The organism is Pseudomonas sp. HY7a-MNA-CIBAN-0227 (genome assembly GCF_040310325.1).
In the GTDB taxonomy this organism is placed as follows: Bacteria; Pseudomonadota; Gammaproteobacteria; order Pseudomonadales; family Pseudomonadaceae; genus Aquipseudomonas.
Map to the genome: position 1 here is coordinate 241,747 of NZ_JBEOPT010000002.1, position 25,247 is coordinate 266,993.

Sequence of the window (25,247 nt, forward strand, 5' to 3'; positions counted from 1 at the left end):
TAAGCTGTAACATAATGATACTCATTCCTAAACAGGAAAGCTTGCTATTTGCTGAACGGCAGCTGAACGGTGGTGACGAAGCGCAACCCCCACTATGATGCGCGACATCTTCTGCACAACCGGTCATCACACTTCCCATGTCGGAAAAAGACACCATCTCTATCCATCTGGTCCGCGAAGCGTTGTTGCAGAGCTGCGCGCCGGGTGCTGCTACCCATGAAGTGCTGAACAAGGTCGGGATTGCCCCGGCGCTGCTGACACAACCGGGTGCCCGCGTTCCGGCGACGGCTTATGCGCGGCTGTGGCGTTTGCTGGCGCGGCGACGGGATGACGAGTTTTTCGGCATGGACCCGCGCAAGCTCAGGTCCGGCAGCCTGGCGTTTTTCTGTCGTGCCTCCATGGCGCAACCGACCCTGGCCGCCGGCCTGGAAACCGGCCTGGGTTTTCTCTCATTGATGCTTGAACACATGCCTGCGCAATTGGTGCGCCAGCAAAGCCTGGCAGAAATAGTTCTGCTGGAGCCCGAACCTGAGCCCAAGCGGGCGTTTACCTATTTCGCCTACTGGATGATCGTCCACGGTGTCGCCTGCTGGCTTGCCGGTCGGCGCATTCCGATTCTTGCCATTGAGCTGCGTTGTTCGCAACCGGCCTTTTGTGGCGACTATCAGGTGATGTTTTCCGACAACCTGCGCTTTGACCGGCCACGCACCCGGATGATTTTTTCCGCCGATTGCCTCGACCTGCCGATCAAACGCAGCCCGGAAGAACTCAAGCGGTTCCTGGCGCAGGCGCCAGCCAACATCCTGGTTAAGTACCGAGACCCCGACAGCCTGGCTACCCGGATCAAGAATGACCTGCGCCAGATGCCGCCCCAGGACTGGCCGGAGACCGAGAGCCTGGCCAACACCTTGTGCATGTCGGCCTCGACACTGCGCCGTCGCCTGGCGGAAGAAGGCCTGACCTACCAAGGGCTCAAGGACAGTGTGCGCAAGGAGCTGGCTGTTATCTGGTTGGCCGAGCCTCATATCAGCTTCGCCGAGATTGCCAGCCGCCTGGGCTTTGCCGATACCAGTTCGTTCTACAAGGCCTTTCGCAAGTGGTCGGGCTCCAATCCTGGGCATTACCGCAGCCTGATCCTCAACGAGGTCAGTTGAAGCGTTTTCGTACATACGCTGATCGTCAAGCGGGGGCTTGCTTGAGATTTTCCCTATAGGGGCCAACGGCGCCATCCTTAAGCTGGCTGCACTTTTTCCATGTTGAAGAGTGCCGCAATGCCACTGGACCCTTTACAAGCCAACGCTTCATCTTCATATGAGGATACGCGGCGACATCCGCTGAGCACCCCACAGAAACTCAAGGGTTTTCTTGTGCAGGTGATCAGTGCCAGCTTCGGGCATACGCCGGGGCATGTTCCCAAGGCTTCACTGCAAAAGGCCTGGGCCGCTGAAGAAAAGCGGGCCTGCCTGGAACGTCGCTATTGGCCACTGGACCAGGCGGACACTTATCGGACAACCGTGAATGCGACGGGCGCTATCTTCAGTGCGGCCGATGCCGTGCAAGGTCTTGTTAATGAGCAATCGGTACGGTGCCCGGATTTGGTCGAAGATCAGTGGGGAATGTATGAAGATGACGTTAGAAGGGCCAAAAAACATTGATGTTTTGCTACCACTTTTTTCGTGCACGCGTGATCCGCGCCGATGAAACGCCGGTGCAGGTGCTTACTTAGGGCGCAAAAAAAGCCCCGTGACCGAATGGGGCACGGGGCTAAAAATTGGCTGGATGCGACCAACCAAAGGAGCTCTTTACTCAGCGAATGCTGGCGACCGTGGTGTCCGGCTGCCAACCACCGCCCAGCGCCTTGTAGATCGCGACGATGCCGCGATACAGGTCGACTTCGGCTTGGGCCTGGGAGTCTTCGGCGGCCAGGCGTTCACGCTGGGCGTCCAGCAGCACCAGGAAGTCCACGGTGCCTTCGCGGTAGCGAATGTCGGCCAAATCCGCGGCGGCGCGGCTGGACTCACTCTGACGAATCAACGAAACCAGGCGCTGCTGGCGCTTGCCGTAATCGCTGAAGGCGTTTTCCGACTCTTCCAGGGCCAGCAGCACTTGTTGCTCATAGGTCGCCAGGGCGCCATCGGCTTGGGCATCCGCCCCGCGCAAACGGGCGCGCACGCTGCCCAGGTCAAAGGCCGCCCAGGTAATGCTCGGGCCCAGCGCCCAGGCATTGGCCGCTGACGAGCCGATCTGCGATCCACGGCCGGCGGTAAAGCCCAGGAAGCCGCTGAGGCTGACCCGAGGGAACAAGTCGGCCTTGGCCACGCCGATCCGCGCGGTAGCGGCGGCCAGCTTGCGTTCGGCGCTGAGAATGTCCGGGCGCCGCTGCAGCAACTTCCCCGGATCGCCAATCGGCAAGGCCTTGGCAATCGCCGGCAGGCTGGCCGGGCTCAGGTCTACGCTCAGTTTGTCTGGACGCTGGCCGAGGAGGGTGGCGATGCGGTTACGCTCGCGCACTTGTTCGGCCTGCAGTTGTGGCACGCTGGCTTCAACGGCGGCCAGGCGTGCATCGGCACGCACCACGTCGAGCTGATCGCCGACCCCGGCGTCCCGCAGGCTTTCGGTGATGGTGCGCGAATCCTGCTGGTTCTTCAGGTTGGCCAGGGCGATTTTCTCGCGCAGTTGCGCGCCCCGCAGTTGACCGTAGGCGTCCACCAGTTCGGCAATCATGGTGACTTGCAGTTGATAGAGGTCGGCTTCGGCGGCCTGCTGGTCGGCATCGCTGGCTTGCAGGTTGCGCTGGATGCGGCCGAACAGGTCCAGTTCCCAGGCCATGTCCAGGCCCAGGTCGTAGCGTTCACTGTTAACGCGTTGGGTGGTTTGGCCAGGAATCTGCCCCTTGGCCAAATCGCTGCTGAGGCGGCTGGTGATCGTCGGCATGGCGTCGTTGCTGGCGTCATCACGAATCGCACGAGCTGCCCGCAGACGGGCAAACGCTACGCGCAGATCACGGTTGCCGCTCAGGGACTGGGTCACCAGTTGGTTGAGGATCGGGTCCTCGAACTGCTGCCACCAGATCCCTTCGAAACGTGCGTGGTCGTATTGTTTAGCGTCGGTGGCGGCCGTGATATTGGCCGCGTCCAGGCTCTGGGTTTTATAGTCAGGGCCCACGGCACAGGCGCTCAGCGCCAGTACCAGCAAGCTCGGCAGGAAGACTTTCACGCTCATTGCTGTGTCTCCAGCTTCAAGGCCTTGGCCGCTTTGCGGGCTTCGCCGCGCTCGACAAAGCGCCGGATCAATACGAAGAACACGGGCGTCAGCAACAGGCCGAAGAAGGTCACGCCGATCATCCCGGAGAACACCGCCACACCCATGGCATGACGCATCTCGGCACCGGCACCGCTGGAGAACACCAGGGGCACCACGCCCATGATGAAGGCGAACGAGGTCATCAGGATCGGCCGCAGACGCAGGCGGCAAGCTTCCAGCACCGCAGCGAGCGGATCGAGGCCTTCCTCCTGTTTATCCTTGGCAAATTCGACGATTAGAATCGCGTTTTTACAGGCAAGCCCCACCAGTACGATCAAGCCGATCTGGGTAAATATGTTGTTGTCGCCGCCGGAGAGAATCACACCGGTGATGGCCGACAGCAGGGTCATCGGTACGATTAGAATCACCGCCAGTGGCAGGCTCCAGCTTTCGTATTGAGCGGCCAGTACCAGGAACGCCAGCAGTACGCAAAGCGGGAACACGAACAGCGCAGTATTGCCCGAGAGAATCTGCTGATACGTCAGGTCAGTCCACTCGTAGGTCATGCCGTTGGGCAGTTCCTCTTTCAACAGTTTCTCAATCGCGATCTGGGCCTGGCCCGAGCTGTAGCCGGGTGCGGCGTTGCCGTTGATTTCAGCCGTGATGAAGCCGTTGTAGTGCATCACGCGGTCCGGGCCCGAGGTGTCGCTGACCTTGATAAAGGTCGCCAGGGGAATCATCTCGCCTTTGTTGTTGCGCACTTTCAGTTGGCCGATCTGCTCTTCGTTGAGACGGAACTGCTGCTCAGCCTGCACGTTGACCTGATAGGTACGGCCAAAGCGGTTGAAGTCGTTGGCATACAGCGAACCCAGGTAGATCTGCAGGGTGTCGAAGATGTCGCTGATTGCCACGCCGTGGGTCTTGGCCTTTTCTCGGTCGATAGCGGCATCGACTTGCGGCACGTTGACGGTGTAGCTGGTGAACAGCCCGGCCAGTTCCGGTGTGGTCTGGCTCTTGGTGATGATGTTCTGCACTTCTTTGTACAGCTCTTCATAGCCCAGGTTGCCACGGTCTTCGACTTGCAGGCGGAACCCGCCGATGGTGCCCAGGCCCTGTACCGGCGGCGGTGGGAAGATCGCCATGTAGGCTTCCTGGATGTCGCTGTACTTGCCATTCAACGCGCCAGCAATTGCACCGGCGGACATGCTTGCATCCTTGCGCTCATCGAACGGCTTCAAGGTCACGAAGACGATGCCGCTGTTGGAACTGTTGGTGAAACCATTGATCGACAGGCCAGGGAACGCCACGGCGCTTTCCACGCCTGGCTGTTTCAGGGCGATGTCGGACATGCGCTTGATCACGTCTTCGGTGCGGTCCAGGCTGGAGGCGTCCGGCAACTGGGCGAAGGCCACTAGGTATTGCTTGTCCTGAGCCGGGACAAAGCCAGTCGGGGTGTGGGCAAAACCGAACCAGGTCAGCACCATGAGACCGGCATACAGGAACAACGCAATGCCGCTGCCACGGATAACCCGGCCCACGGTGCGGACGTAGCCACCGCTTGCGCGGTCGAAGAAACGGTTGAAAGGACGGAACAGCCAGCTCCCGAAGAGCCCGTCTAGGATTTTCGAGAAGCGATCTTTCGGTGCGTCATGGCTGCGCAGCAACACGGCCGCCAGGGCTGGGGACAAGGTCAGCGAGTTAAAGGCTGAGATCACTGTCGAGATGGCAATGGTCAAGGCGAACTGCTTATAGAACTGCCCGGTCAAACCGCTGATAAAGGCCGCCGGGATAAACACCGCGCACAGCACCAGTGCCGTGGCGATAATCGGGCCGGTCACTTCACGCATGGCGCGCTTGGTGGCCTCCACTGGGCTAAGCCCCAGGCCGATGTTTCGCTCGACGTTCTCCACCACCACGATGGCGTCGTCCACCACGATACCAATGGCCAATACCAACCCGAATAGCGACAGCGCGTTGAGGGAGAAGCCAAACAGGTGCATGACCGCAAAGGTACCGATCAAGGATACCGGCACCGCCACCAGCGGGATGATCGAAGCGCGCCAGGTCTGCAGGAACAGGATCACCACCAGCACCACAAGGATCAGCGCTTCGAACAGGGTGTGAACCACGGCCTCGATGGAGCCACGCACAAAGATGGTTGGGTCATAGACGATGCTGAAGTCCATGCCTTCGGGGAAGCTTTGTTTAAGCTGCGCCATCTTGTCGCGCACTTCGTTGGAGATCTCGATAGCGTTGGAGCCCGGTCGCTGGAAGATCGGGATCGCCACCGCCGGTTGGTTATTGAGCAACGAACGCAGAGCGTATTGGCTGGAACCCAGCTCCACACGTGCAATGTCTTTCAAACGGGTGATTTCACCGTTATCGCCTGCGCGAATGATGATGTTCTCGAACTCTTCCTCAGTAACCAGGCGGCCCTGAGTGTTGACCGACAACTGGAAGCTGGTGGCATTCGGCGCAGGCGGCGTGCCCAGGGCACCGGCGGCCACTTGACGGTTCTGCTCGCGGATCGCGGTGACCACATCGGTGGCCGTCAAATTACGCGAAGCGGTCTTGTTCGGATCGAGCCATACCCGCAGGGAGTAGTCGCCCATGCCGAACAATTGCACGTCACCGACACCGCCCAGGCGCGCCAACTCATCCTTGATATTGAGCAAGGCGTAGTTTGACAGGTAGAGCATGTCGTAGCGCTTGTCCGGGGAGGTCAAGTGCACAACCATGGTCAGGTCGGGGGAAGCCTTGTCCACGGTGATACCGATCCGGGTCACTTCTTCGGGCAGCTTGGGCTGGGTCCGGGTGACGCGGTTCTGGACCTGGACCTGGGCATTATCCAGGTCGGTGCCGAGGGCGAAGGTGATGGTCAGGGTAATCTTGCCGTCGGCCGTCGACTGCGAGGACATGTACAGCATGTTCTCGACGCCGGTAATGGCTTGCTCCAGCGGCGCGGCAACGGTTTCACCGATGACTTTCGGGTTGGCGCCCGGGAAGTTGGCGCGTACCACTACGGTCGGCGGCACCACTTCGGGGTATTCACTGATCGGCAATTGGAACAGTGAAATCGACCCGGCGATCAAGATCAACAGCGAGAGCACCGCTGCGAAGATCGGCCGCGAAATGAAGAACTGGGAAAAATTCATCTTGAGTGTTATCCCTTAACCGCGTGGAGTCGCGACGCTTGCGAGCTTGGGCGCGGATTTATCCGGCGTCACTTGCTCCAGGTTGCTGGCTTCAAGCGCTTGTCGTTGTTGTGCCAATGCGGCGAGGGTTTCCTTGCTGGCCATCGGGATGGTTTGCGGGGCGACCGGCGATCCCGGGCGAACCCGCTGCAGGCCCTTGACGATAATGGTGTCGTCCTTGTTCAGGCCGCTGCGCACGATGCGCAAGCCTTCGATCTTCGGGCCCAATTCCACGGCGCGGTACGAGGACTTGTTGTCGGCATCCATCACCAGCACGAACTTCTTGCCAAGGTCGGTACCGACTGCTTCGTCGTTGATCAGCACGGCAGAGTAGGTGCCGCTGCCCACCAGTTTCAGGCGTGCGTACAGGCCTGGGGTGAAGCGCCCGTCGGTGTTATCAAAGACTGCTCGACCCCGAATGGTGCCGGTCGCCGGGTTGACCTGGTTGTCGACAAAGTTCATCTGGCCCAGATGCGGGTTGCCGTCTTCATTGGACAGGCCCAGGTATACCGGGGTGGTGGCGCCACGGCGGCCCTGGCGGGCCAGCTCGGTGTACTTGAGGTACACGCGTTCATCGGCGTCGAAGTAGGCGTAGACCTTGTCGGTAGACACCACGCTGGTAAGCGAAGTGACATCAGCGGTCACCAGGTTACCGGCAGTGATGTCGGCACGGCTGACACGGCCGCTGATGGGCGAGGTGACGCGGGTGAAGCTAAGGTTCAGCTTGGCCAGGTCCAGTTGCGCCTGAATGCCAGCGACAGCAGCGCGGGCTTCCTGGGCAGCGGAGGTACGGGAGTCGGCAAGTTCGGCGGAAATCGCGTTGCTCTGACGCAGGCGCTCGCCTCGCTGGGCTTCGTTATCGCTGCGGCTTGCTGCAGCGCGGGTTTGTTGCAACTGGGCTTCAAGGCGGCGGACTTCGGCCTGGAACGGACGTGGGTCGATTTGGAACAGCAACTCGCCTTTCTTGACCAAGGCACCTTCGGTGAAGGCGACCTGATCAATCTGGCCGGAAACCCGAGGACGAATCTGCACGGTTTCCGGCGCTTCCAGGCGACCGGTGAACTCGTCCCATTCGTTGACGGGCTGTTCAAGCACCTTGGCAACGCTGACTTTACTGGCTGGCATGGCGGCCGCTTGGTCAGGGGTCTTGCCGCATGCGCTTATCACCATCACGGCCATAATGGCTAGGGGATAGCGCAAATGTTTGAGTGACTGTTCCATGAGGGGCATCCGCCAATGTATTTGAGATGGGCGGATCATGCTCGGCGATGTGCTCTCTCACGAATCGAATGAAACAAAGGTAACTATCATTCGGAATGATATAAGCGCGAACCAAGCCCTCTAGAATGGGGCTTTCGTTAGGTAGCTATCAATAGTATTGATGACAAAGGACTGTTGCGAGGAATGCAAAGACGCGGCAAGCGAAAAGGGCGCTCCATCAAGAAAATCGGCGAACGAGGAGATGAGTAGCGCAGCGCATCACCTGCAGGGTCTGTCGACGGGTTTTCATCAATGCAATACGTTTGACCATATCCCCCTGGGGGGGATAGGATGCCGGCGTAATTCATTGAGGCCTGAGGCCTAAACCATGAGCGAGCACGAGCACAATCACCGCCACATCCACCAGAGCCACGAGGCGATCATCAAGCGCCTCAAACGGGCGGACGGTCACCTGCGCAGCATCATCACCATGATTGAAGACGGTCGTGAGTGCGTCGACATTGCTCAGCAGCTGCATGCTGTAGAGAAAGCGGTGTGCCAGGCCAAGCGAACGCTCATCCAGGATCACATTGATCACTGTCTGGAGGATACCGTCTCGGCCCTGAATAATGGCGAGCGTGGTCCGTTAGAAGCCTTCAAGCAAATTACCAAGTACCTCTAGGTCTGACATGCCTAACTTCGCTGAAGTCTTGCAGCAGGGTGGCTCGCACGCCTGGCTGTACTTTCCGAGCGCAATTCTGCTCGGTGCTCTGCATGGGCTGGAACCAGGCCATTCAAAAACCATGATGGCGGCCTTCATCGTGGCCATCCGTGGCTCGGTAAAGCAGGCCGTTTTATTGGGCCTGGCCGCTACGCTGTCGCACACTGCCGTGGTTTGGTTGGTTGCCATCGGCGGTATGTACCTGGGCAAAGGCCTGGATGCTCAAACTACTGAACCTTACTTCCAGCTCGCGTCTTCTGCACTGATCATCGCGATTGCGCTTTGGATGCTGTGGCGTACTTGGCGCGGTGAGCAGATGTTCAAGTTCGAGCAAGGTGATGATCATCATCACGGCGAGCATGCCGGTCACTCCCATGATGACGACCTAGAATGCCAGGAACATCATCACGGGCACGCCCATGGCGAACGGGAAGGCTTGGAGCTGTCGATTGATGGTTATCAGGATGCGCATGAGCGTGCCCATGCCACCGATATCCGCAAGCGTTTCGCCAACCGTGAAGTCACGACGGGACAGATCATCATGTTTGGCTTGACGGGTGGGCTCATTCCTTGCCCCGCGGCCATTACCGTTCTGCTGCTCTGCCTTCAGGTCAAGGAAGTCACCTTGGGTGGCGTGCTCGTCCTGTGCTTCAGCATTGGTCTGGCACTCACCCTGGTAACCGTCGGCGCCGCAGCAGCTATTGGCGCCAGGCAGGCCTCCAACCGCTGGCCCTGGATGGGCGCCGTTGCTCGTCGCGCCCCTTATCTGTCCAGCGCGCTGATTATCGGCGTCGGTCTCTATGTGGGCATCCATGGCTGGATTGGCCTGAACGCTTAGGGCGACTCTTGAGTGTTTGCCAAGGGCGCCGGGAGTAGCGTAAATGACGAAGTTTCACGATACCTCCAGGGTATCAAGTGAGACCTAATCAATATTGGACGGCCTGCGCCCTCAGCGTCAATCTCTGCTGAAGAACAACTATTATGCAGGCTGAGCGTCTCATGGTCGCTGTCACCATCGAACGCTTCGATACCCAGATTGTCGACCTCCCGACGATCCGCTCGCACAGATGGCATGACCGTTAAGCGTCCTACTGACATGCCGGTAAGTAAGGCCAGTAAACTCAAGGCGATGAAAAGAAACGGGCCTGTGCCTACACCCTGTCTTCGGCAGCTCTTGCCATCAACAAAAACAAGATAATGATGAGGACCACAGCCATGACTATCCGTATTTCGCAAACTGCTGAAGTGCAGCAGTTCTTCGAAGGGGCATCCGGCTTCGACCAAGCCGCTGGCAGCCAGCGCATGAAGAGCGTGGTACACCGAGTGTTGAACGACGCGATCAAGGTCATCGAAGACCTGCAAGTCACTCCTGAAGAATTCTGGAAGGCCGTCAACTATCTCAATGACTTGGGCAGCCGCCAGGAAGCCGGCTTGCTCGTCGCAGGCCTTGGGCTTGAGCATTACCTCGACTTGCTGATGGATGCAGAGGATGAGCAGGCCGGGCATGTCGGTGGCACACCACGCACCATCGAGGGGCCTCTGTATGTCGCCGGTGCGCCGTTGTCCGAGCACTACTCCCGCCTGGATGATGGTCAGGACGCTGGCACTGTCCTGTATATGCGCGGCCAGGTTCGCGACACCGATGGCGAGCCGTTGGCCAACGCCATTGTCGATGTGTGGCACGCCAATACCGGCGGCACCTACTCGTACTTCGATCCTTCGCAGTCGGAGTTCAACCTGCGTCGCCGCATCCAGACTGATGCTGAAGGGTGCTACCGCTTCCAAAGCATCGTGCCGTCCGGCTATGGCTGCCCACCGAATGGCCCGACGCAACAGTTGCTCGATCAACTGGGTCGTCATGGTCAGCGTCCGGCGCATATTCACTTTTTTATCTCGGCGCTCGGCCATCGTCACCTCACCACCCAGATCAACCTGGCCGGGGACAAGTATCTGCATGATGACTTTGCCTATGCCACTCGTGACGAGTTGATCGCCGAGATTCATTTCAGCGACGATACCAATGGCCGGCGTGCCGATATCGATTTTGACTTTGTATTGCAGCCAACCGCTGCGGCCAAGGACGAGAATCGTCATGAACGGGTGCGGGCGTTGGAGGCTTGATACCCCAACAGGACTTGTTGCCTGCGGGGGCGTTTTGGCGTCAGCCTAGGGCCAAAGAGGCGCAACCATGACCGTGCTATTGAGTGAGTGCAGCCAGATTTTTGATCGTGCAGATGCCTATGCTGTGTCGGATTACGTCAACCAGCATGTGGGCAGCCACTGTATCCTCCTGCCACCCAGGGGGCGCCCACAGGCGAGCATCAGCCACCGGACCTTTTCCAGCCTGGATTTGTGCCGCATCAGCTACGGCGCTCCGGTGCGGGTAACCTCAGTGGCGCTGGAAACGATTTACCACCTGCAGATTCTGCTGCGCGGTCACTGCCGCTCCACCTCCCGTGGCGAAGAGCAGATTTTAGGACCGGGTGAAATCCTGCTGATCAATCCGGATGACCCGGTGGACCTGACCTATTCTGCCGACTGCGAAAAATTCATCATCAAGTTGCCCGTGCGCCTGCTGGAAAACGCCTGCCTTGAGCAGCACTGGACGCTGCCGCAACAGGGCATCCGTTTCGCGGCGGCTCGCCACGTGCTCAGCGAGATGGGCGGATTCCTGCCATTGCTGGGGTTAATCTGCCAAGAGGCCGAAAATGCCGCAGAGCCCGAAGTGCAGGGCCTGTATGAGCGCATTGTGGCGAATAAACTGCTGGCATTACTGGCCAGTAACGTCTTGCGTGTGATTCCCCGGCCGGATCAACGCGGCGGCTTCGAAGCTGTGCGCCAGTTTATCGAGGAGCACCTGACCGAGGATGTCAGCGTCGAACAACTGATGGCCATCGCCAGGGTCAGCGAGCGTTCGCTGTATACCTTGTTCGAACGCCAGGTCGGCCTATCGCCGCGTGACTATATGCGTCAACGCAAGCTGGAGCGGGTGCATGCCATGTTGCAACTGGCCACGGCTCGCAGCGTGACGGAAGTAGCGCTGGATCACGGTTTCCTGCATTTGGGACGTTTCTCCGAGTCCTATCGCAAACGCTTTGGCGAGCTGCCTTCGCAGACCTGGAAGCGGCAACGATAAACCGGTTGCGCCAGGCGGATAGCGATTTGCAGTCAGCGGATATTGAAGGGTAAGACGAGTACATAAGGTGGGGGGGCCTGATACAAGAACAACGGAGGGCCTACCCCATGATCAGCACACTCGACCGACTTGCCCGACAACTGCGCGAATCCGTCCAGGAAGATCCCGCTACCGGGGTTTTCCGCTGCCGCCGCGACATCTTCACCGACCCTGACCTATTCGCCCTGGAGATGAAGCACATTTTTGAAGCGGGTTGGGTCTACCTGGCACATGAAAGCCAGGTGCCAGAGATCAATGACTACTTCACCACCTGGATTGGCCGCCAGCCAGTGGTCATCACCCGCGACAAACAAGGTGCGCTGCACGGCCTAGTCAACGCCTGTGCACACCGCGGTGCGATGTTGTGCCGCCGCAAACAAGGCAATAAGGGCTCATTTACCTGCTCATTCCACGGCTGGACGTTCAGCAACACCGGCAAGCTGCTCAAGGTGAAGGACGCCAAGACCGGCGCCTATCCCGATAGTTTCGACTGTGACGGCTCCCATGATCTCAAGCGCCTTGGCCGCTTCGAAAACTATCGGGGCTTCCTGTTTGGCAGCCTGAGTGAAACGGTTGCGGAGCTGAGCGATTACCTGGGTGAAACCCGGGTGATTATCGACCAAATGGTCGATCAGGCACCGTTGGGCCTGGAAGTGCTGCGCGGCAGTTCGTCGTATGTCTACGACGGCAACTGGAAGTTGCAGATCGAGAACGGCGCCGATGGTTATCACGTCAGCTCCGTACACTGGAATTACTCGGCGACCATGGGCCGGCGCAACTACGAAGCCGAAGGCACGCGCACCGTCGACGCCAATGGCTGGTCGAAAAGCCTGGGCGGCGTGTATGCCTTCGAACACGGGCATATCCTGCTGTGGACGCACCTGCTCAACCCCGAAGTACGCCCGGTGCATGCTCACCGTGAAGCGCTGGCCGAACGCCTGGGCCAGGAACGCGCCGACTTTATCGTCGATCAAACCCGCAACCTGTGCCTCTACCCCAATGTTTACTTGATGGACCAGTTCTCCACGCAGATCCGTGTCGTACGGCCGATCGCGGTCGACAAGACCGAGGTGACGATTTATTGCATGGCGCCCAAGGGCGAAAGTGCCCAGGAGCGCACCACGCGCATCCGTCAGTACGAAGACTTCTTCAACGTCAGCGGCATGGGTACACCCGATGACCTTGAAGAGTTCCGCGCCTGCCAGACCGGCTACCAGGGCGCGACCACCTTATGGAATGACCTCAGCCGCGGCGCGAAACAGTGGGTCGAAGGCGCGGATGAGAATGCCAAGGCCATGGGCATGCACCCGCAACTCAGCGGCGTGAAAACCGAAGACGAAGGGCTGTTCGTACGCCAGCACGCGCATTGGGCACAAAGCCTTCAGCGCGCGATCAAGTTGGAGCAGCAAGGCTTGATCGCTACCGACAAGGAGGTGCTGTCATGAGCATTTCCCGTGACCGCCTGCTGGACTTTCTGTACCGCGAAGCGCGCCTGCTGGATGACCGCCAGTGGGACGAGTGGCTGGAGTGCTACTCACCCAAGGTCGAGTACTGGATGCCTGCGTGGGACGACCACGACACCCTGGTAGAAGACCCGCAGAGCGAAATCTCGCTGATTTACTACCCCAACCGTGACGGCCTGGAAGACCGCGTATTTCGCATTAAGACCGAGCGTTCCAGCGCCAGCACACCGGAGCCGCGTACCGCACACCTGATCACCAACCTCGAAGTACTGGCCGACGACGGTCAGCACGTGGAGCTGCGTTTCAACTGGCAAACCCTCAGCCATCGCTACAAGACCACGGATACGTATTTCGGCACCTCGTTCTATCGCCTGGATATCAGCGCCGAACAGCCGCTGATTACGCGTAAGAAGGTCGTGCTGAAAAACGATTACATCCATCAGGTCATCGATATCTACCACATCTGAGGACACACCCATGACGTACTCCATTGCCCTGAACTTCGAGGACGGGGTCACCCGATTCATCGACTGCAAGGTGGGTGAAAAGGTCCTCGACGCCGCCTTCCGCCAACGTATCAATCTGCCGATGGATTGTTCGGACGGTGTGTGCGGCACCTGCAAATGCCGGTGTGAAACTGGCGCCTATGACTTGGGTGACGACTACATAGAAGACGCCCTGAGCAAGGACGAAGCCGAGGAGCGCCAAGTTCTGACCTGCCAGATGGTGCCGCAATCCGATTGCGTGATTGCGGTGCCGGTGTCATCCAGTGCCTGCAAAACGGGTACGGCGCAATTTGCCGCTACGGTCGCGAGCATTACCCGCCATGCTGATGCTGCCCTGGAGGTCAGTTTCGAACTGGATCAGGCGCCGGTATTTCTCCCTGGTCAGTACGTCAATATTGGCGTACCCGGCAGCGGGCAGACACGCTCCTATTCCTTCAGTAGCCGCCCCGGCGACAAGCGCGCCAGCTTCCTGATCAAGCATGTGCCTGGCGGGTTGATGAGTGGCTGGCTGGCGCGCGCCCAGCCCGGCGACGCCGTACCGATGACCGGGCCACTGGGCAGTTTCTATCTGCGTGAAGTTGTCCGGCCATTGCTATTCCTGGCGGGCGGTACTGGTCTGGCGCCGTTCTTGTCGATGCTGGAAGTGCTGGCCGAGCGAAAGGAAACCCGACCGGTAACGCTGATCTATGGCGTGACACGGGATCAGGACCTGGTGATGGTCGAGGTTCTGGAAGCCTTCGCCAAACGCTTGCCCAGCTTCAGTTTTGTCACCTGCGTGGCCGATCCACAGACCGCTCACCCGCAGCAGGGCTATGTCACACAGCACATGGCCAAAGAGCTGCTGAACGACGGCGAGGTTGATGTTTACCTCTGTGGGCCGCCACCGATGGTCGATGCTGTGCGCCAGCACTTCAAGAGCCAGGGTGTAACCCCGGCCAGCTTCCACTACGAGAAGTTCACGCCCAACGCCATCGTCACTGGCGATGCCGCCTGAGGAAACCATCATGAGTCCACGTTTCAACACCAAGGTTGCGCTGGTTACCGGCGCAGCCCAGGGCATCGGCCGGCGTGTCGCCGAGCGTTTGCTGGAGGAGGGCGCCTGGCTGATCGCGGTCGACCGCTCGGAACTTGTGCATGAATTGCAGCATGAGCGGGCGCTGATCCTCACCGCCGACCTTGAACAGCACGCCGAATGTGCGCGTGTCATGGCCGCCGCCAAGGCGCGTTTCGGGCGTATCGATATTCTGGTCAACAATGTTGGCGGGACAATCTGGGCCAAGCCCTTCGAACACTACGGCGAAAATGAAATCGAAGCCGAAGTGCGTCGCTCACTGTTCCCGACGCTGTGGTGCTGCCATTGCGTGTTGCCCTACATGCTGGAGCAGGGCAGTGGCGCCATCGTCAATGTCTCCTCCGTCGCCACGCGCGGGGTCAATCGCGTGCCTTACGGCGCGGCCAAGGGCGGCGTCAACGCCCTGACTGCCTGCCTGGCCCTGGAGACCGCCGGCAGCGGCATTCGGATCAACGCCACCGCACCGGGCGGCACCGAAGCGCCACCGCGTCGGATCCCGCGCAACAGCCAGCCCCAAAGCGACCAGGAGCGCGTCTGGTACCAGCAGATCGTCGACCAGACCCTCGATAGCAGCCCGATGAAGCGTTACGGCAGCATCGACGAACAAGCGGGTGCCATTCTGTTTCTCGCCTCCGATGAGGCCTCTTACATCACGGGCGTCACCTTGCCAGTAGGAGGCGGCGACCTCGGCTGACCCACCGCAGTACCTGCAGACACTGACTCACAACAACAATAATGAGAGCACTGCCATGCGTACCCATGACGTCCATTCGATTATCGATAACGCCCGTTTCAGCCGCTTCCACTGGCTGGTAATGGGCTTGTGTGCCTTGCTGTTGATCTTTGACGGCTATGACTTGTTTATCTACGGCGTGGTCCTGCCGGTGATCATGAAGGAATGGGGGTTGTCGCCCCTGCAGGCCGGCGCGCTGGGTAGTTATGCGCTGTTCGGCATGATGTTTGGTGCGTTGGCTTTCGGCAGCCTGGCGGACCGGATTGGCCGCAAAAAAGGCATCGCCATCTGCTTCACGTTGTTCAGCGTTGCCACCGTGGTTAACGGTTTCGCCAGCAGCCCGACCGAGTTCGGTATCTGCCGGTTTATCGCCGGGCTGGGCTGTGGCGGGCTGATGCCCAATGCGGTCGCGTTGATGAACGAATACGCACCAAAGAAGATCCGCAGCACCCTGGTGGCATTGATGTTCAGCGGTTATTCACTGGGTGGCATGCTCTCGGCGGGCGTTGGAATTTACATGCTGCCGCGCTATGGCTGGGAATCGATGTTCTTCGTCGCCACGGTGCCGCTTTTGCTGCTGCCCATGATTGTTTACTGGTTGCCTGAATCCATCGGCTTTCTGATCCGTCAAGGCCGGCTGGAACAGGCACGGGCTCTGCTCAAGCGCCTGTCACCCGAAACCCGTATCGAGGCCGAAGACCAGTTGCAGATCAGCGCCGGGAAGGGCAAAGGCGCCTCGGTGCTGGAGCTGTTTCGCCATGGCCTGGCGGTACGCACCGCGTCGATCTGGGTCGCGTTTTTCTGCTGTCTGCTGATGGTCTACGCCTTGAGTTCGTGGTTGCCCAAGCTGATGGCCGGTGCCGGTTACAGCCTGGGGTCGAGCCTGTCATTCCTGTTGGCGCTGAATTTCGGCGGCATGGCCGGGGCAATTCTCGGCGGTTGGCTGGGTGATCGGCTGAACCTGGTGAAAGTCATGATCGGCTTCTTCATCTGCGCCGCGGTGTCCATCAGTTTGTTGGGCATCAACAGCCCGATGCCGGTCCTGTACCTGCTGATCTTCGTCGCGGGCGCTACCACCATTGGCACGCAAATCCTGCTGTACGCCGGGGCCGCGCAACTCTATGGGCTGTCCATTCGCTCCACCGGCCTGGGTTGGGCGTCGGGCATCGGGCGCAACGGCGCCATCGTCGGGCCGCTGCTGGGCGGTGCGCTGATGGGCATCGAGTTGCCCCTGCAACTCAACTTTATGGCCTTTGCGATTCCCGGCGCCATCGCTGCGCTGGCGATGACCACATACGCCCTGAATGAGCGTCGCGCCAGTGCTGATTTGATCACCGCTCGGGCGCTGTAACTTTCCAAACCGTCGATAACAATAACTAAGAGCAACGACATGAATACACAACGTATCTGGCTGTCCCTGTTGGGCATGCCCCTTGCGGCGACGGCGGCTGAGGGCGGTTTTTTCGAGGGATCTACGGCCACCTTGCAGGCCCGCAACTATTACTTCAGCCGCGACTTCTCGGACATCGTCGGCGCCAGTAAGCAGTCGAAGGCGCAGGAGTGGGGCCAGGGTTTTATCCTGACCTACAAATCCGGCTACACCCCAGGCCCCTTAGGTTTCGGCCTGGATGCACTGGGCACCCTGGGCCTCAAGCTCGACAGTAGCCCGGACCGGGTCAATACCGGTTTGCTCCCGGTCAAGGGCGATGGCCGTGCCGCCGACGATTACAGCCGTTTGGGCCTGACCTTCAAGGCCCGGTTTTCCAAGACCGAATTGAAGGTCGGTGAGTTGCAACCCAACCTGCCGGTGCTGGCCTTCAGCGATATTCGCCTGCTACCGCCGAGTTACCAGGGGGTGAATGTCAGCTCCAGCGAGTTCGCTGGCCTGACGCTACAGGCCGGACACTTGACCACCACCAGCCTGCGCAACGAAGCCGGTGACGAGAAGATGATCGGCATGCTCGGCCATGTGCCGCAGCGCGGCGCTGAAAGTGATGCATTCAACTACGTCGGTGGCGACTACGCCTTCAACACCAACCGCACCAGCTTCAGCTACTGGCATGGCCAACTGAAAGACATCTACAGCCAGGATTTTGTCGGCCTCAAGCACAGCCAGCCGATGGGCGATTGGGTGCTTGGCGCCAACCTGGGTTATTACGATGCGCGAGAAGACGGCGATAAATTGCTCGGCAAGATCGACAACCAGGCGTTTTTCTCGCTGCTGTCAGCCAGGCATGGCGGCCACATTTTCTATGTCGGCTATCAAGCGATGTACGGCGACAGCGCCTTCCCGCGTGTGTTTGCCAACATCTCGCCGCTGGGCAACGAGGTACCCACTTATGAGTTCGCCTACACCGACGAGCGCTCCTGGCAGGCACGTTACGACTACGACTTCGTGGCGCTGGGGATTCCGGGGTTGACGACCACTGTGCGCTATATCACCGGTAACAACGTGACCACCGGCGCAAGTTACGAAGGTAAGGACCGCGAGCGCGACCTGGATATCGGCTATGTGGTGCAGAGCGGCTATTTGAGCGGCCTGGGCGTGCGGGTACGCAATGTCATGGCCCGTTCAAACTACCGCAGCGATATCGATGAGAACCGGCTGATCCTCAGTTACACCTGGAAGCTGCTTTAAACGCCGCCCTGGCAAGTGCCCATGACCTGGTAGTTGACGGTATGGCTGACGCCTTGGCTGTCGAGGTAAACCAGGGTCGCCGGTTCCACCTGGCAACTGCCGGGTACGAGTGTGATTGAAACGATGTGCTGGATATCTGGCGCCGGGCTTTCATTGCTGCCGGCCGCCATTGCGCCGGTAGCGATGAACAGTAGGACAAGGCTGAGAAATTTGATGTTCATGATGATTCCCTCTGTCAGTAGGGTTCATTTTAGTGATTGCAGCGCTGGGTTAAAGGCAGGAACAGGTAAATGACTCATACGTATCAGGTAGCAATAAAGGTGCAACGCTAATGGACCTTCTCAATGGCATGCAGGTCTTTGCGCGGGTTGTCGACAGTGGCAGTTTTGCTGCCGCTGCCGAGGTCCTGGAGGTGTCCGGCGCGCACGTATCCCGGTTGATATCCGACCTGGAGAAACATCTCCAGACCCGCCTTTTGCACCGCACCACCCGGCGTCTGAGCCTCACCGAATCAGGCGAGCGGTTCCTGCTGCGCTGTCGGGACATTCTTGAGGACGTCCGGGAGGCCACGGTTGAGGCCAGCGGGGCTCACCTCAACCCGCGCGGGCGTTTGCGGGTGCATTGCATGAGCGGGCTGGGCGTGCTGATAACGCCGTTGATCGCCCGTTACAGTGAGCATTACCCGCACGTTTCCATGGAGCTGACCCTCTCACAGCACAACCCGGACCCCCTTGAAGAAGGCCATGACGTGGTGATCTCCATCGCCCATTCGTTGCCGGATTCGGCCCTGGTCAGCCAGACGGTGGGGCAGCTATTCAGTGTGCCCTGTGCTGCGCCGAGGTACCTGGAGAAGCACGGAGTGCCCGAGCATCCTGGCCAACTGATGCAGCATCGACGCCTGCACCTGCAGGACTTTCAGGAAGATGCGTGGCTGTTCAAGGGCCCAGAGGGTGAAATTTCGGTTTCACCTGAGCAAACCTTCAGAACCAACGTTGCCGACGCGATGGTCAAGGCGACGCAGGAGGGCATGGGCATCAGCCTGTTGCCGTTTTTTAGCGCAAACCTGGCATTGCGCGAGGGCTCACTGGTGCGTCTGTTGCCCGGTTACCGGCTGCGCGAACGCACTATCTTCGCGGTGTACCCATCCCGGCGTTTTCTGGATGCCAAAGTGCGGACTTGGGTGGAGTTCTTGCAGGCGCAACTGCCTTCGTTGTTAGCCGAGCATGTCCGGGTGATTGAAAACCCTGAGTATTGGGCGCGTTGCTGATAACGCTGCTCAGAGGCTATCCGTCATCGGTGGTGAAAGGTGACGAACCGTACAGCTGCCGGTCCTGACTCGGTAGGATGCTCACCAGAATGGATGAGTTACTGGTGTATTTCTGTCACAGACATCGTAAACACCAGCTTGGACCTGCCGCCATTGGCGTAGGAGTGCGGAACGTCTGTTTTCGCCACAGCAGAACTGCCGGCAGGAATGAGCAGTTCTGTTTCCCCAACAACACATTTAAGTGTCCCTTTCTCCACATGGAATAGTTCAAGTGTGCCTTGAGGATGACCTTGAGACGAAAAAGACTCACCTGGAAACATTTCCCAGCGCCACAGCTCAATCACATTGGGCCCTCTCGTGCCTGCCAGAAGTCGAGCCGTCCCACCCAGATCCCCGGTCCATAGAGTAGGGATGTCCACGCCAGCGATAATGTGGGCAGAGGGGGCGTCAGTCACATTGACGATATCCGCAACCGAAAGACCCAACGCAGCAGCTATTTTGCAAAGGATGCCAATGCTTGGATTAGCCGTACATTTTTCGATTTCTACGACCATTCCCTTGCTCACACCTGAGCGACGAGACAGCTCATCAAGCGTGATTTTCTGAGTTTTTCGCGCCTGTTTAAGCGAGTGCTCAAGAGTTGCTTCGTTGCGCTTGAACAAATGAAAGGGGCCCGCTTTTCGGACCTCAACCAAGGTCGCCTGCTTGAGTACCGCCAGATGCTGCGACACTGTCGATTGGGAGAGGCCGCAACGTTGCGTGATCTGTCCAACGCTGACGCCTAACTCTACCTCCCAGCTTTGCTGCGGGAAATACACCGACGGCGCCTTGAGCTACTTCAGGATTTCCCGTCTCAGTGGATGAACAATCGCGCGCATGGCGACATCGAAGTCAGGCGAGGAGCATTGCTGTTGTTTCTCGCACATGGCTTATCCAGTCGCTTTAGGTCGATTCAATCCAGCATGTCGGACAGAGATTCGGCGATCAATTGATAGGATCGGCAGCGAGCCTTGGCGTCATATATGCGCGCGTCAATGATGACTTCATCCACCTGGGTCGTTGTAATGAACTGGCGTAGCCAACTGCTGACCTCGTCCTGGTCACCCGTCGCCGTGCACAGCATCGCCTGATTGAGCGTGTGCCGATCAATGTTTGTAAGCGAGTCCATAAAGCCCTCCGTGGGGCGTGGCAACGGGCCTGCTTTCCCGGCGTACAAGTTGCACACCCATTGCCGGTGAGAGCTCGCGATGTAATCGGCCTCGGCCCGTGAAGGGGCCGCAAAGATATTGACGCCTGCGATCACATAGGGCTGCTTGAGCGCCTCTGACGGGCGGAAAGTAGTACGGTAGTGCGTAATCGCATCCATTAAGAAGCGCGGCGCGAAATGCGAGGCGAATGCGTAGGGCAGCCCCAGCTTTGCGGCAAGGTCTGCGCTGTTCATGCTCGAACCCAGGAGCCAGAGTGGTACGTCGTGGGTTCCGGGAATTGCCCGGACCGGCTGACGCCCGTTGTCCTCCAGGTAGTCCTGCAACTGTTGAATATCCTGCGCGAAGTCGCGTTCCGATGCGTCACCGCGCAGGGCGTGGATCGCCGCACCGGCTGAGCCCGGCGCTCTACCGATACCCAGGTCGATGCGACCAGGAAACAGGGTGTCCAACGTCCCGAACTGCTCGGCCACCATCAACGGGGAATGGTTGGGTAGCATGATGCCGCCGGAGCCCACCCGCAGGGTGCGGGTGGCCGCCGCCAGATGCTGGACGAGCAGGGTGGTTGCCGAGGAGGCTATGCCCGGCAGGTCGTGATGCTCGGCGACCCAGTAACGTTTGTAACCATGGGCTTCGACATGTCGCGCCAAGGCGACTGCATCATCCAGAGTGTCAGTGAAGGTTTTACCTTCGCCAATCATCATGAGGTCAAGTACAGAAAGGGCAGTCATTGCAGGCTCCTTTTTCATATCAGGTGGAGAGGGCGTTACAGCGATGAAAAGTCCGACCAATGTGGATGACGTACAAGGCGATGATCAATATCGCGAAGAGTCGCCAGGCAGCGTTGAAGTTTCAGGTAAATATCGCCCCCGTAGTCCCAGCCGAGCACGCCAATACTGCCTTTGTATCCGACGCTGTTCAGCGCCGCGACCACGGAAAAGTTGTCCAACTCTCCACGGTCAACTGGCTCCATCGTGGCCACGCCGCCCCAGCCCAGCTCACTGAGCGCGCTGCCTGAAAGTACGACTTGCATCAACCAGGGTTGCATGGCTTCAAGGCGCTGCTGAAGTTCGCCTTCCTGACTGGCGTACCAGTGATAGCCGTTGAACAATGCGCCCAGGTGCGGGTGAGCGAAGTATTCGCAGATCTGCACCACTTGAGCCGTGGTCTGGGTAACGTGATGAAGATGGGGATACAGGGCGATTCTCAAGCCGCGACGTTCTGCGATGGGCAGCACCGACTCGATGAACCGCATAATGGCCGAGCTGCCGTTGACCGAGGTCTGGACCGCCAGTTCGATGAGTTCCACCCCTTCGACGCTTTCGATGATTCGCCTTATGAGGTCATCATTGCGGCCTTCGTGCAGCACCAGGTACAAACCCTCAACGCGCAGGCCGTGCTGCTCGCCAACGCGCGGTAGCAGGCGCAGGTCGGTCAGCGGCGTGCCACCCCAGGCTGAAACTGTGAGGCCGTCGTAACCCAGTTCGGCGAGCATTTCGCACTGCGACTGGAAGGCGTAAACACCCATTGAAGAGTAAAAAAATGAATCGAGTGCATGGACGCGATGTGCCACGGTCTGTCTCCTCGCCTAGCGTGGCGTTTCGGTCAGTAGGGCCCATTCGGGGTGTGCGGCCAGACGTTGCTCCATGGAACGAAATGCCGTGGCTGAACGGCGCAGGTTGCCGTAAACGTCGCCACCCATGCTTTGCCATCCCAGCACGCCGACACGCCCGGTAAAGCTGCGGCGTTCAAGGGCGCCCAGCAGGACGAAATTATCCATCTCGCCTTCATCAAGCGGTTCGATGGTCGCCAGGCCGCCCCAACCCAATGGAGAGCGACGTGTGCCGGCAATGTTCACGTGTTGGAGCCAAGGCCACATCGCATCAAGGCGCTGTTCCAACGCTTGTTCTTCAGTGGCGTACCAGTGATAACCATTGAATACGATATTGAGCAGGGGATGGTTGAACTCCCGGCACAGTGCGACGGCTTCCGTGGTTGTTTGCATGCCGTAGCGTGCGTGCGGATAAAGGTTGATGTGCAGGCCTCTGCGCTCACAAATGGGCAGCAGGCGCTCAAGCATGCGACGGTCAAGATTTGTGACTTCATCACCTGAATGCAGCGCCAGTTCAATCGTGGTGCAGTCTTCAAGGCTCTCGAAAACCTGGGTCACGAACGCTTCGAGGCCCTTGCGGTAGATCAAGTAGACCGCGCCCACGTCCAGGCCCCAGGTCGGTTTGACTTGAGGAATCGACTTCAGGTCTTGGCTCCACGCAGACATCGTCAAGCCTTGGTAACCAAGGTCGGCAAGCATTTCGCACTGTGCGGCCAGGGGATAGGTGCCCATGGCGGTCTGGAAGATGAAATCCATATGGTGAAGGACGCGATTCATTGGACGGCCTGCATAGGTTGAGACTCGACGGGGAGGGCGATGCTTGGAAAATGCGGCAACACGTATTGAGCCAGTTCATCGATGACTTCAGGGGCAGGGCGGCGTTGAGGTTTGAAGTGCAGGGCGACATGACCTACCCCCTGATCCTGCTGGCGTTTCCAGTGCTCGATCAGCGCATTGCGCCCGGCGCGCAGTACGCGTCCCGCCTGCACGGGATGGTCCGGGTCGCGATCCAGATCAAACAACGTGCCGTAGCCGTAGGGTTTGTGCACGTCGTGGCCACAGACCGCACGCCATCGCTCGATCACCTGGGGAATCATCGCGGGGCTGGATGTGTAGGAAAGAATCCCGTCAGTGTGTTCACCGATCCATTCCAGCGACTGGCCCGCGTGGCCGACGATAAGGGTGGGTAAACGCGGCCCGACGGGTTTGGGGATCAGGTCAATTTCACCGTTCAACTGGCCGTAAAAACGCGACGTATGCTTGGCCCAATGACTTTGCGTGGTTGCACGGATGATGCCCAGTGCGTCACGGAAGCGTTCGGCACGATTGTCAAATTCAAGCCCGAAGGCCGGGTATTCGATCGGCCGGTCGCCAGTCCCAGAATGAATCGCCCGCCCAGCAGTTGGTCCACGCTGGCAGCCTGCTTGGCAACAATCAGTGGATCGCGCAATGGCAGGACGATCCCCGCCGTGCCAATCGCAATTCGCGTGGTCACTGCAGCCAGGTAGCCTGCATAAACCAGAGGATCGAGGATCTGGCCGACGTCTCCGAAGTTGGGGTCATAAAACGGCACATCGCGCAGCCAGATCGCGGAGAATCCAGCTTCGTCTACGCGTTGAGCCATCTGCGCGTGATCCTGCAGGGTGGGGCCTGGGCTGTTGGGGTAGCTTTCCAGCGGGGCAATGAAACCGAAGGTCAAATGCCCTTGTTTAAATACACGGGCATAGCCAGGGTGTTGCTGAAGCTCCGGGGCGATTGCGCGTGCGCGAGGTTGGGAGGTCATCGGAATATGCTCGTAGTAGCGGATGGCGGTGACGTTGAAGGCGAGACGCGCGCCATAAAGTCACGATGGAGGAGACTATAGGGGGTATGATGTGAAAGAAAAATAGGATGAAATTCCAATCATTTGTGAAAATAACGCTCAAATAGATGAGGCTGTTCATGGATCATTTCGGCGCGCTGAGCGCATTCGTTCAGGCGGCGCATACCCGCAGTTTTACTGAGGCTGGGCGCAGGACCGGAGTGTCTTCCTCGGCTGTTGGCAAGGCGGTTGCGCGGCTGGAGGAAGAGTTGGGCGTGCGGCTGTTTCATCGTTCCACTCGCGCGATTACCCTAACGGCGGAGGGCAGTCTTTTTCTGGAGCGTTGCCAGCGAATTTTTGCGGAATATGAAGTTGCGAAGCGCGAGCTCACTCAGGCTGCTGGCAACCCCCAGGGCAAATTACGTCTCGGTTTGCCACAGCTGGGCATGCGGTTGATGCCTCATTTGATTGCGTTTCAGCAAGCGTATCCAGAAGTGGAGTTGGAGCTGGAGTTCAGTGACCGTTTGGTCAATGTGATCGAGGAGGGCTTCGATGCGGTGATGCGCATCGGTGAAGTCGACGACTCCCGACTGATGATGCGTAAGCTCAATGGCTACAGCCACCGGTTGGTCGCATCGCCAGATTATCTTTCGCGTCGAGGTGTCCCTTCGCGGCCGACAGACCTTTCGAACCATGCTTGCCTGCGATATCGCTATCCCACCAGCGGTAAGCTTGATCCCTGGCCGCTGGTGACGAAGAAAGGGCAAGACACGCTGGAGCTGGGGCAGTCAGCGACGTCCAACGCGATTGAAGCCTTGCTGGCAATGGCGGAGGCGGGGCAGGGTATCGCCTGCCTGCCCGACTTTTTTATCGAGGACGCCATCGGCGCAGGGCGTCTGGTGCCGGTGTTGGACCGGTACATCAGTGATCACCGCACGTTCAGCATCCTGTGGCCGTCCAGCCGACAGCCGCTGCCCAAGATAAAGGCGTTTGTCAGCTTCATGGCGTCACGCCTGACGTGAACCCCTGTCGTGCCCCAAACGCAGCTGCCGGCGCACTGGGTTCCCAGGTTGCCGGCAGCTGTTACGTGTGGCTCAATCAAGCATTGTTGGACGGCTTAGCCGCAAAGGCGCCTTCACCCAGCAATGCAACGACCAGTGCAGTCACACTCAGGTAGATCGGATATCTGATGGCGTCGCGGACATGATGAAGGGCGAAGTCGAACGCACCGGCAAAACCCTTGAGGCGGTGGTTGCCGAGTTTGTCATGCAGCATCGCCCAAGCTCGATCATCCAGCGCGCCGCCAGCGTAGAGGAAGTGGCCAACATGATTGTTTATGTCTGCTCCACGCAGGCATCGGCAACCACCGGCGCTTCGTTAAGAGTCGACGGTGGCGTGGTAGACGATATCGTCTGAT

Annotated in this window: 22 protein-coding genes and 3 pseudogenes; 15 read left to right on the forward strand and 10 right to left on the reverse strand. The window is 59.1% G+C overall.

Going from position 1 to position 25,247, the window contains the following annotated elements:
* The first annotated feature begins 137 nt into the window (after positions 1–137).
* Complete coding sequence (locus tag AAEZ06_RS04330; RefSeq protein ID WP_350612929.1) at positions 138–1,154, forward strand: AraC family transcriptional regulator; 1,017 nt, start codon at positions 138–140, stop codon at positions 1,152–1,154.
* A 117-nt stretch (positions 1,155–1,271) separates the two neighbouring features.
* Positions 1,272–1,655, forward strand: a complete 384-nt coding sequence (locus tag AAEZ06_RS04335; RefSeq protein WP_149413385.1) for a hypothetical protein — start codon at positions 1,272–1,274, stop codon at positions 1,653–1,655.
* A 151-nt stretch (positions 1,656–1,806) separates the two neighbouring features.
* On the opposite strand, the gene AAEZ06_RS04340 is transcribed toward AAEZ06_RS04335, so the two are convergent.
* The 3 genes from AAEZ06_RS04340 to mexE are packed head-to-tail and all read right to left on the reverse strand — an operon-like array spanning position 1,807 to position 7,658.
* On the reverse strand, positions 1,807–3,222 hold the full coding sequence (locus AAEZ06_RS04340; RefSeq protein ID WP_350612931.1) for an efflux transporter outer membrane subunit: 1,416 nt from the start codon (positions 3,220–3,222) through the stop codon (positions 1,807–1,809).
* Positions 3,219–6,398, reverse strand: a complete 3,180-nt coding sequence (locus tag AAEZ06_RS04345; protein WP_149413383.1) for an efflux RND transporter permease subunit — start codon at positions 6,396–6,398, stop codon at positions 3,219–3,221. The genes AAEZ06_RS04340 and AAEZ06_RS04345 overlap by 4 nt, the downstream gene beginning before the upstream one ends.
* A 15-nt stretch (positions 6,399–6,413) precedes the next feature.
* Positions 6,414–7,658, reverse strand: coding sequence for a multidrug efflux RND transporter periplasmic adaptor subunit MexE (mexE, locus tag AAEZ06_RS04350; RefSeq protein ID WP_149413382.1), 1,245 nt, complete (start codon positions 7,656–7,658; stop codon positions 6,414–6,416).
* Between the two features lie 367 nt (positions 7,659–8,025).
* On the opposite strand from mexE, the gene AAEZ06_RS04355 reads away from it, so the two are divergent.
* From AAEZ06_RS04355 to AAEZ06_RS04400, 10 genes are all read left to right on the forward strand, one after another.
* Positions 8,026–8,319: a metal-sensing transcriptional repressor gene (locus tag AAEZ06_RS04355; RefSeq protein WP_133102602.1), complete on the forward strand. Its 294-nt coding sequence runs from the start codon at positions 8,026–8,028 to the stop codon at positions 8,317–8,319.
* 7 nt (positions 8,320–8,326) lie between these two features.
* A complete protein-coding gene (locus tag AAEZ06_RS04360; RefSeq protein WP_149413381.1) occupies positions 8,327–9,196 on the forward strand; it encodes a nickel/cobalt efflux protein RcnA in 870 nt (289 codons plus the stop codon).
* Positions 9,197–9,573: 377 nt separating this feature from the next.
* A complete protein-coding gene (gene catA / locus AAEZ06_RS04365; RefSeq protein WP_350612935.1) occupies positions 9,574–10,479 on the forward strand; it encodes a catechol 1,2-dioxygenase in 906 nt (301 codons plus the stop codon).
* Positions 10,480–10,546: 67 nt separating this feature from the next.
* Positions 10,547–11,494 carry an AraC family transcriptional regulator gene (locus tag AAEZ06_RS04370; protein ID WP_149413379.1) on the forward strand — a complete coding sequence of 316 codons (948 nt, stop codon included), beginning with the start codon at positions 10,547–10,549 and terminating at the stop codon, positions 11,492–11,494.
* 107 nt (positions 11,495–11,601) lie between these two features.
* A complete protein-coding gene (locus AAEZ06_RS04375) occupies positions 11,602–12,978 on the forward strand; it encodes a Rieske 2Fe-2S domain-containing protein (RefSeq protein WP_149413378.1) in 1,377 nt (458 codons plus the stop codon).
* A complete protein-coding gene (gene benB / locus AAEZ06_RS04380) occupies positions 12,975–13,463 on the forward strand; it encodes a benzoate 1,2-dioxygenase small subunit (RefSeq protein ID WP_149413377.1) in 489 nt (162 codons plus the stop codon). The genes AAEZ06_RS04375 and benB overlap by 4 nt, the downstream gene beginning before the upstream one ends.
* 10 nt (positions 13,464–13,473) lie before the next feature.
* Positions 13,474–14,496: a benzoate 1,2-dioxygenase electron transfer component BenC gene (gene benC / locus AAEZ06_RS04385; RefSeq protein ID WP_149413376.1), complete on the forward strand. Its 1,023-nt coding sequence runs from the start codon at positions 13,474–13,476 to the stop codon at positions 14,494–14,496.
* A 10-nt stretch (positions 14,497–14,506) separates the two neighbouring features.
* Complete coding sequence (locus tag AAEZ06_RS04390) at positions 14,507–15,268, forward strand: 1,6-dihydroxycyclohexa-2,4-diene-1-carboxylate dehydrogenase (RefSeq protein ID WP_149413375.1); 762 nt, start codon at positions 14,507–14,509, stop codon at positions 15,266–15,268.
* A gap of 55 nt (positions 15,269–15,323) precedes the next feature.
* Positions 15,324–16,658, forward strand: a complete 1,335-nt coding sequence (locus AAEZ06_RS04395) for an MFS transporter (RefSeq protein ID WP_149413374.1) — start codon at positions 15,324–15,326, stop codon at positions 16,656–16,658.
* A gap of 39 nt (positions 16,659–16,697) precedes the next feature.
* On the forward strand, positions 16,698–17,945 hold the full coding sequence (locus tag AAEZ06_RS04400) for an OprD family porin (protein ID WP_149413373.1): 1,248 nt from the start codon (positions 16,698–16,700) through the stop codon (positions 17,943–17,945).
* Here AAEZ06_RS04400 and AAEZ06_RS04405 read toward each other — a convergent pair.
* Positions 17,942–18,166 carry a DUF2790 domain-containing protein gene (locus tag AAEZ06_RS04405; protein ID WP_149413372.1) on the reverse strand — a complete coding sequence of 75 codons (225 nt, stop codon included), beginning with the start codon at positions 18,164–18,166 and terminating at the stop codon, positions 17,942–17,944. The two genes, AAEZ06_RS04400 and AAEZ06_RS04405, sit on opposite strands and share 4 nt — an antisense overlap.
* Positions 18,167–18,276: 110 nt before the next feature.
* Between AAEZ06_RS04405 and AAEZ06_RS04410 the strand changes: the two genes are divergently transcribed.
* Entirely contained in the window at positions 18,277–19,212 is a 936-nt protein-coding gene (locus tag AAEZ06_RS04410) for a LysR family transcriptional regulator (protein WP_149413371.1), read from the forward strand.
* Between the two features lie 98 nt (positions 19,213–19,310).
* Here the strand turns inward: AAEZ06_RS04410 and AAEZ06_RS04415 are convergent, their stop codons facing one another.
* The 6 genes and pseudogenes from AAEZ06_RS04415 to AAEZ06_RS04440 form a co-directional block, all read right to left on the reverse strand.
* A complete protein-coding gene (locus tag AAEZ06_RS04415; protein ID WP_350613423.1) occupies positions 19,311–19,532 on the reverse strand; it encodes a cupin domain-containing protein in 222 nt (73 codons plus the stop codon).
* A 144-nt stretch (positions 19,533–19,676) separates the two neighbouring features.
* Positions 19,677–20,138 (reverse strand): annotated as a pseudogene (locus AAEZ06_RS04420) (helix-turn-helix domain-containing protein); the annotation flags it as partial.
* A gap of 26 nt (positions 20,139–20,164) precedes the next feature.
* Positions 20,165–21,148, reverse strand: coding sequence for an LLM class flavin-dependent oxidoreductase (locus AAEZ06_RS04425; RefSeq protein WP_149413369.1), 984 nt, complete (start codon positions 21,146–21,148; stop codon positions 20,165–20,167).
* Between the two features lie 35 nt (positions 21,149–21,183).
* A complete protein-coding gene (locus AAEZ06_RS04430) occupies positions 21,184–21,990 on the reverse strand; it encodes a sugar phosphate isomerase/epimerase family protein (RefSeq protein WP_350612941.1) in 807 nt (268 codons plus the stop codon).
* 15 nt (positions 21,991–22,005) lie between these two features.
* The gene (locus AAEZ06_RS04435; RefSeq protein ID WP_350612943.1) at positions 22,006–22,806 is read right to left on the reverse strand and encodes a sugar phosphate isomerase/epimerase family protein; all 801 of its coding nucleotides are present in this window, start codon (positions 22,804–22,806) and stop codon (positions 22,006–22,008) included.
* Positions 22,803–23,812 (reverse strand): annotated as a pseudogene (locus AAEZ06_RS04440) (LLM class oxidoreductase). The gene AAEZ06_RS04435 and the pseudogene AAEZ06_RS04440 overlap by 4 nt, the downstream one beginning before the upstream one ends.
* Before the next feature lie 158 nt (positions 23,813–23,970).
* On the opposite strand from AAEZ06_RS04440, the gene AAEZ06_RS04445 reads away from it, so the two are divergent.
* A complete protein-coding gene (locus tag AAEZ06_RS04445) occupies positions 23,971–24,852 on the forward strand; it encodes a LysR family transcriptional regulator (protein ID WP_149413365.1) in 882 nt (293 codons plus the stop codon).
* Positions 24,853–25,012: 160 nt separating this feature from the next.
* Positions 25,013–25,246, forward strand: a pseudogene (locus AAEZ06_RS04450) (SDR family oxidoreductase); the annotation flags it as partial.
* Position 25,247: the final 1 nt, after the last annotated feature.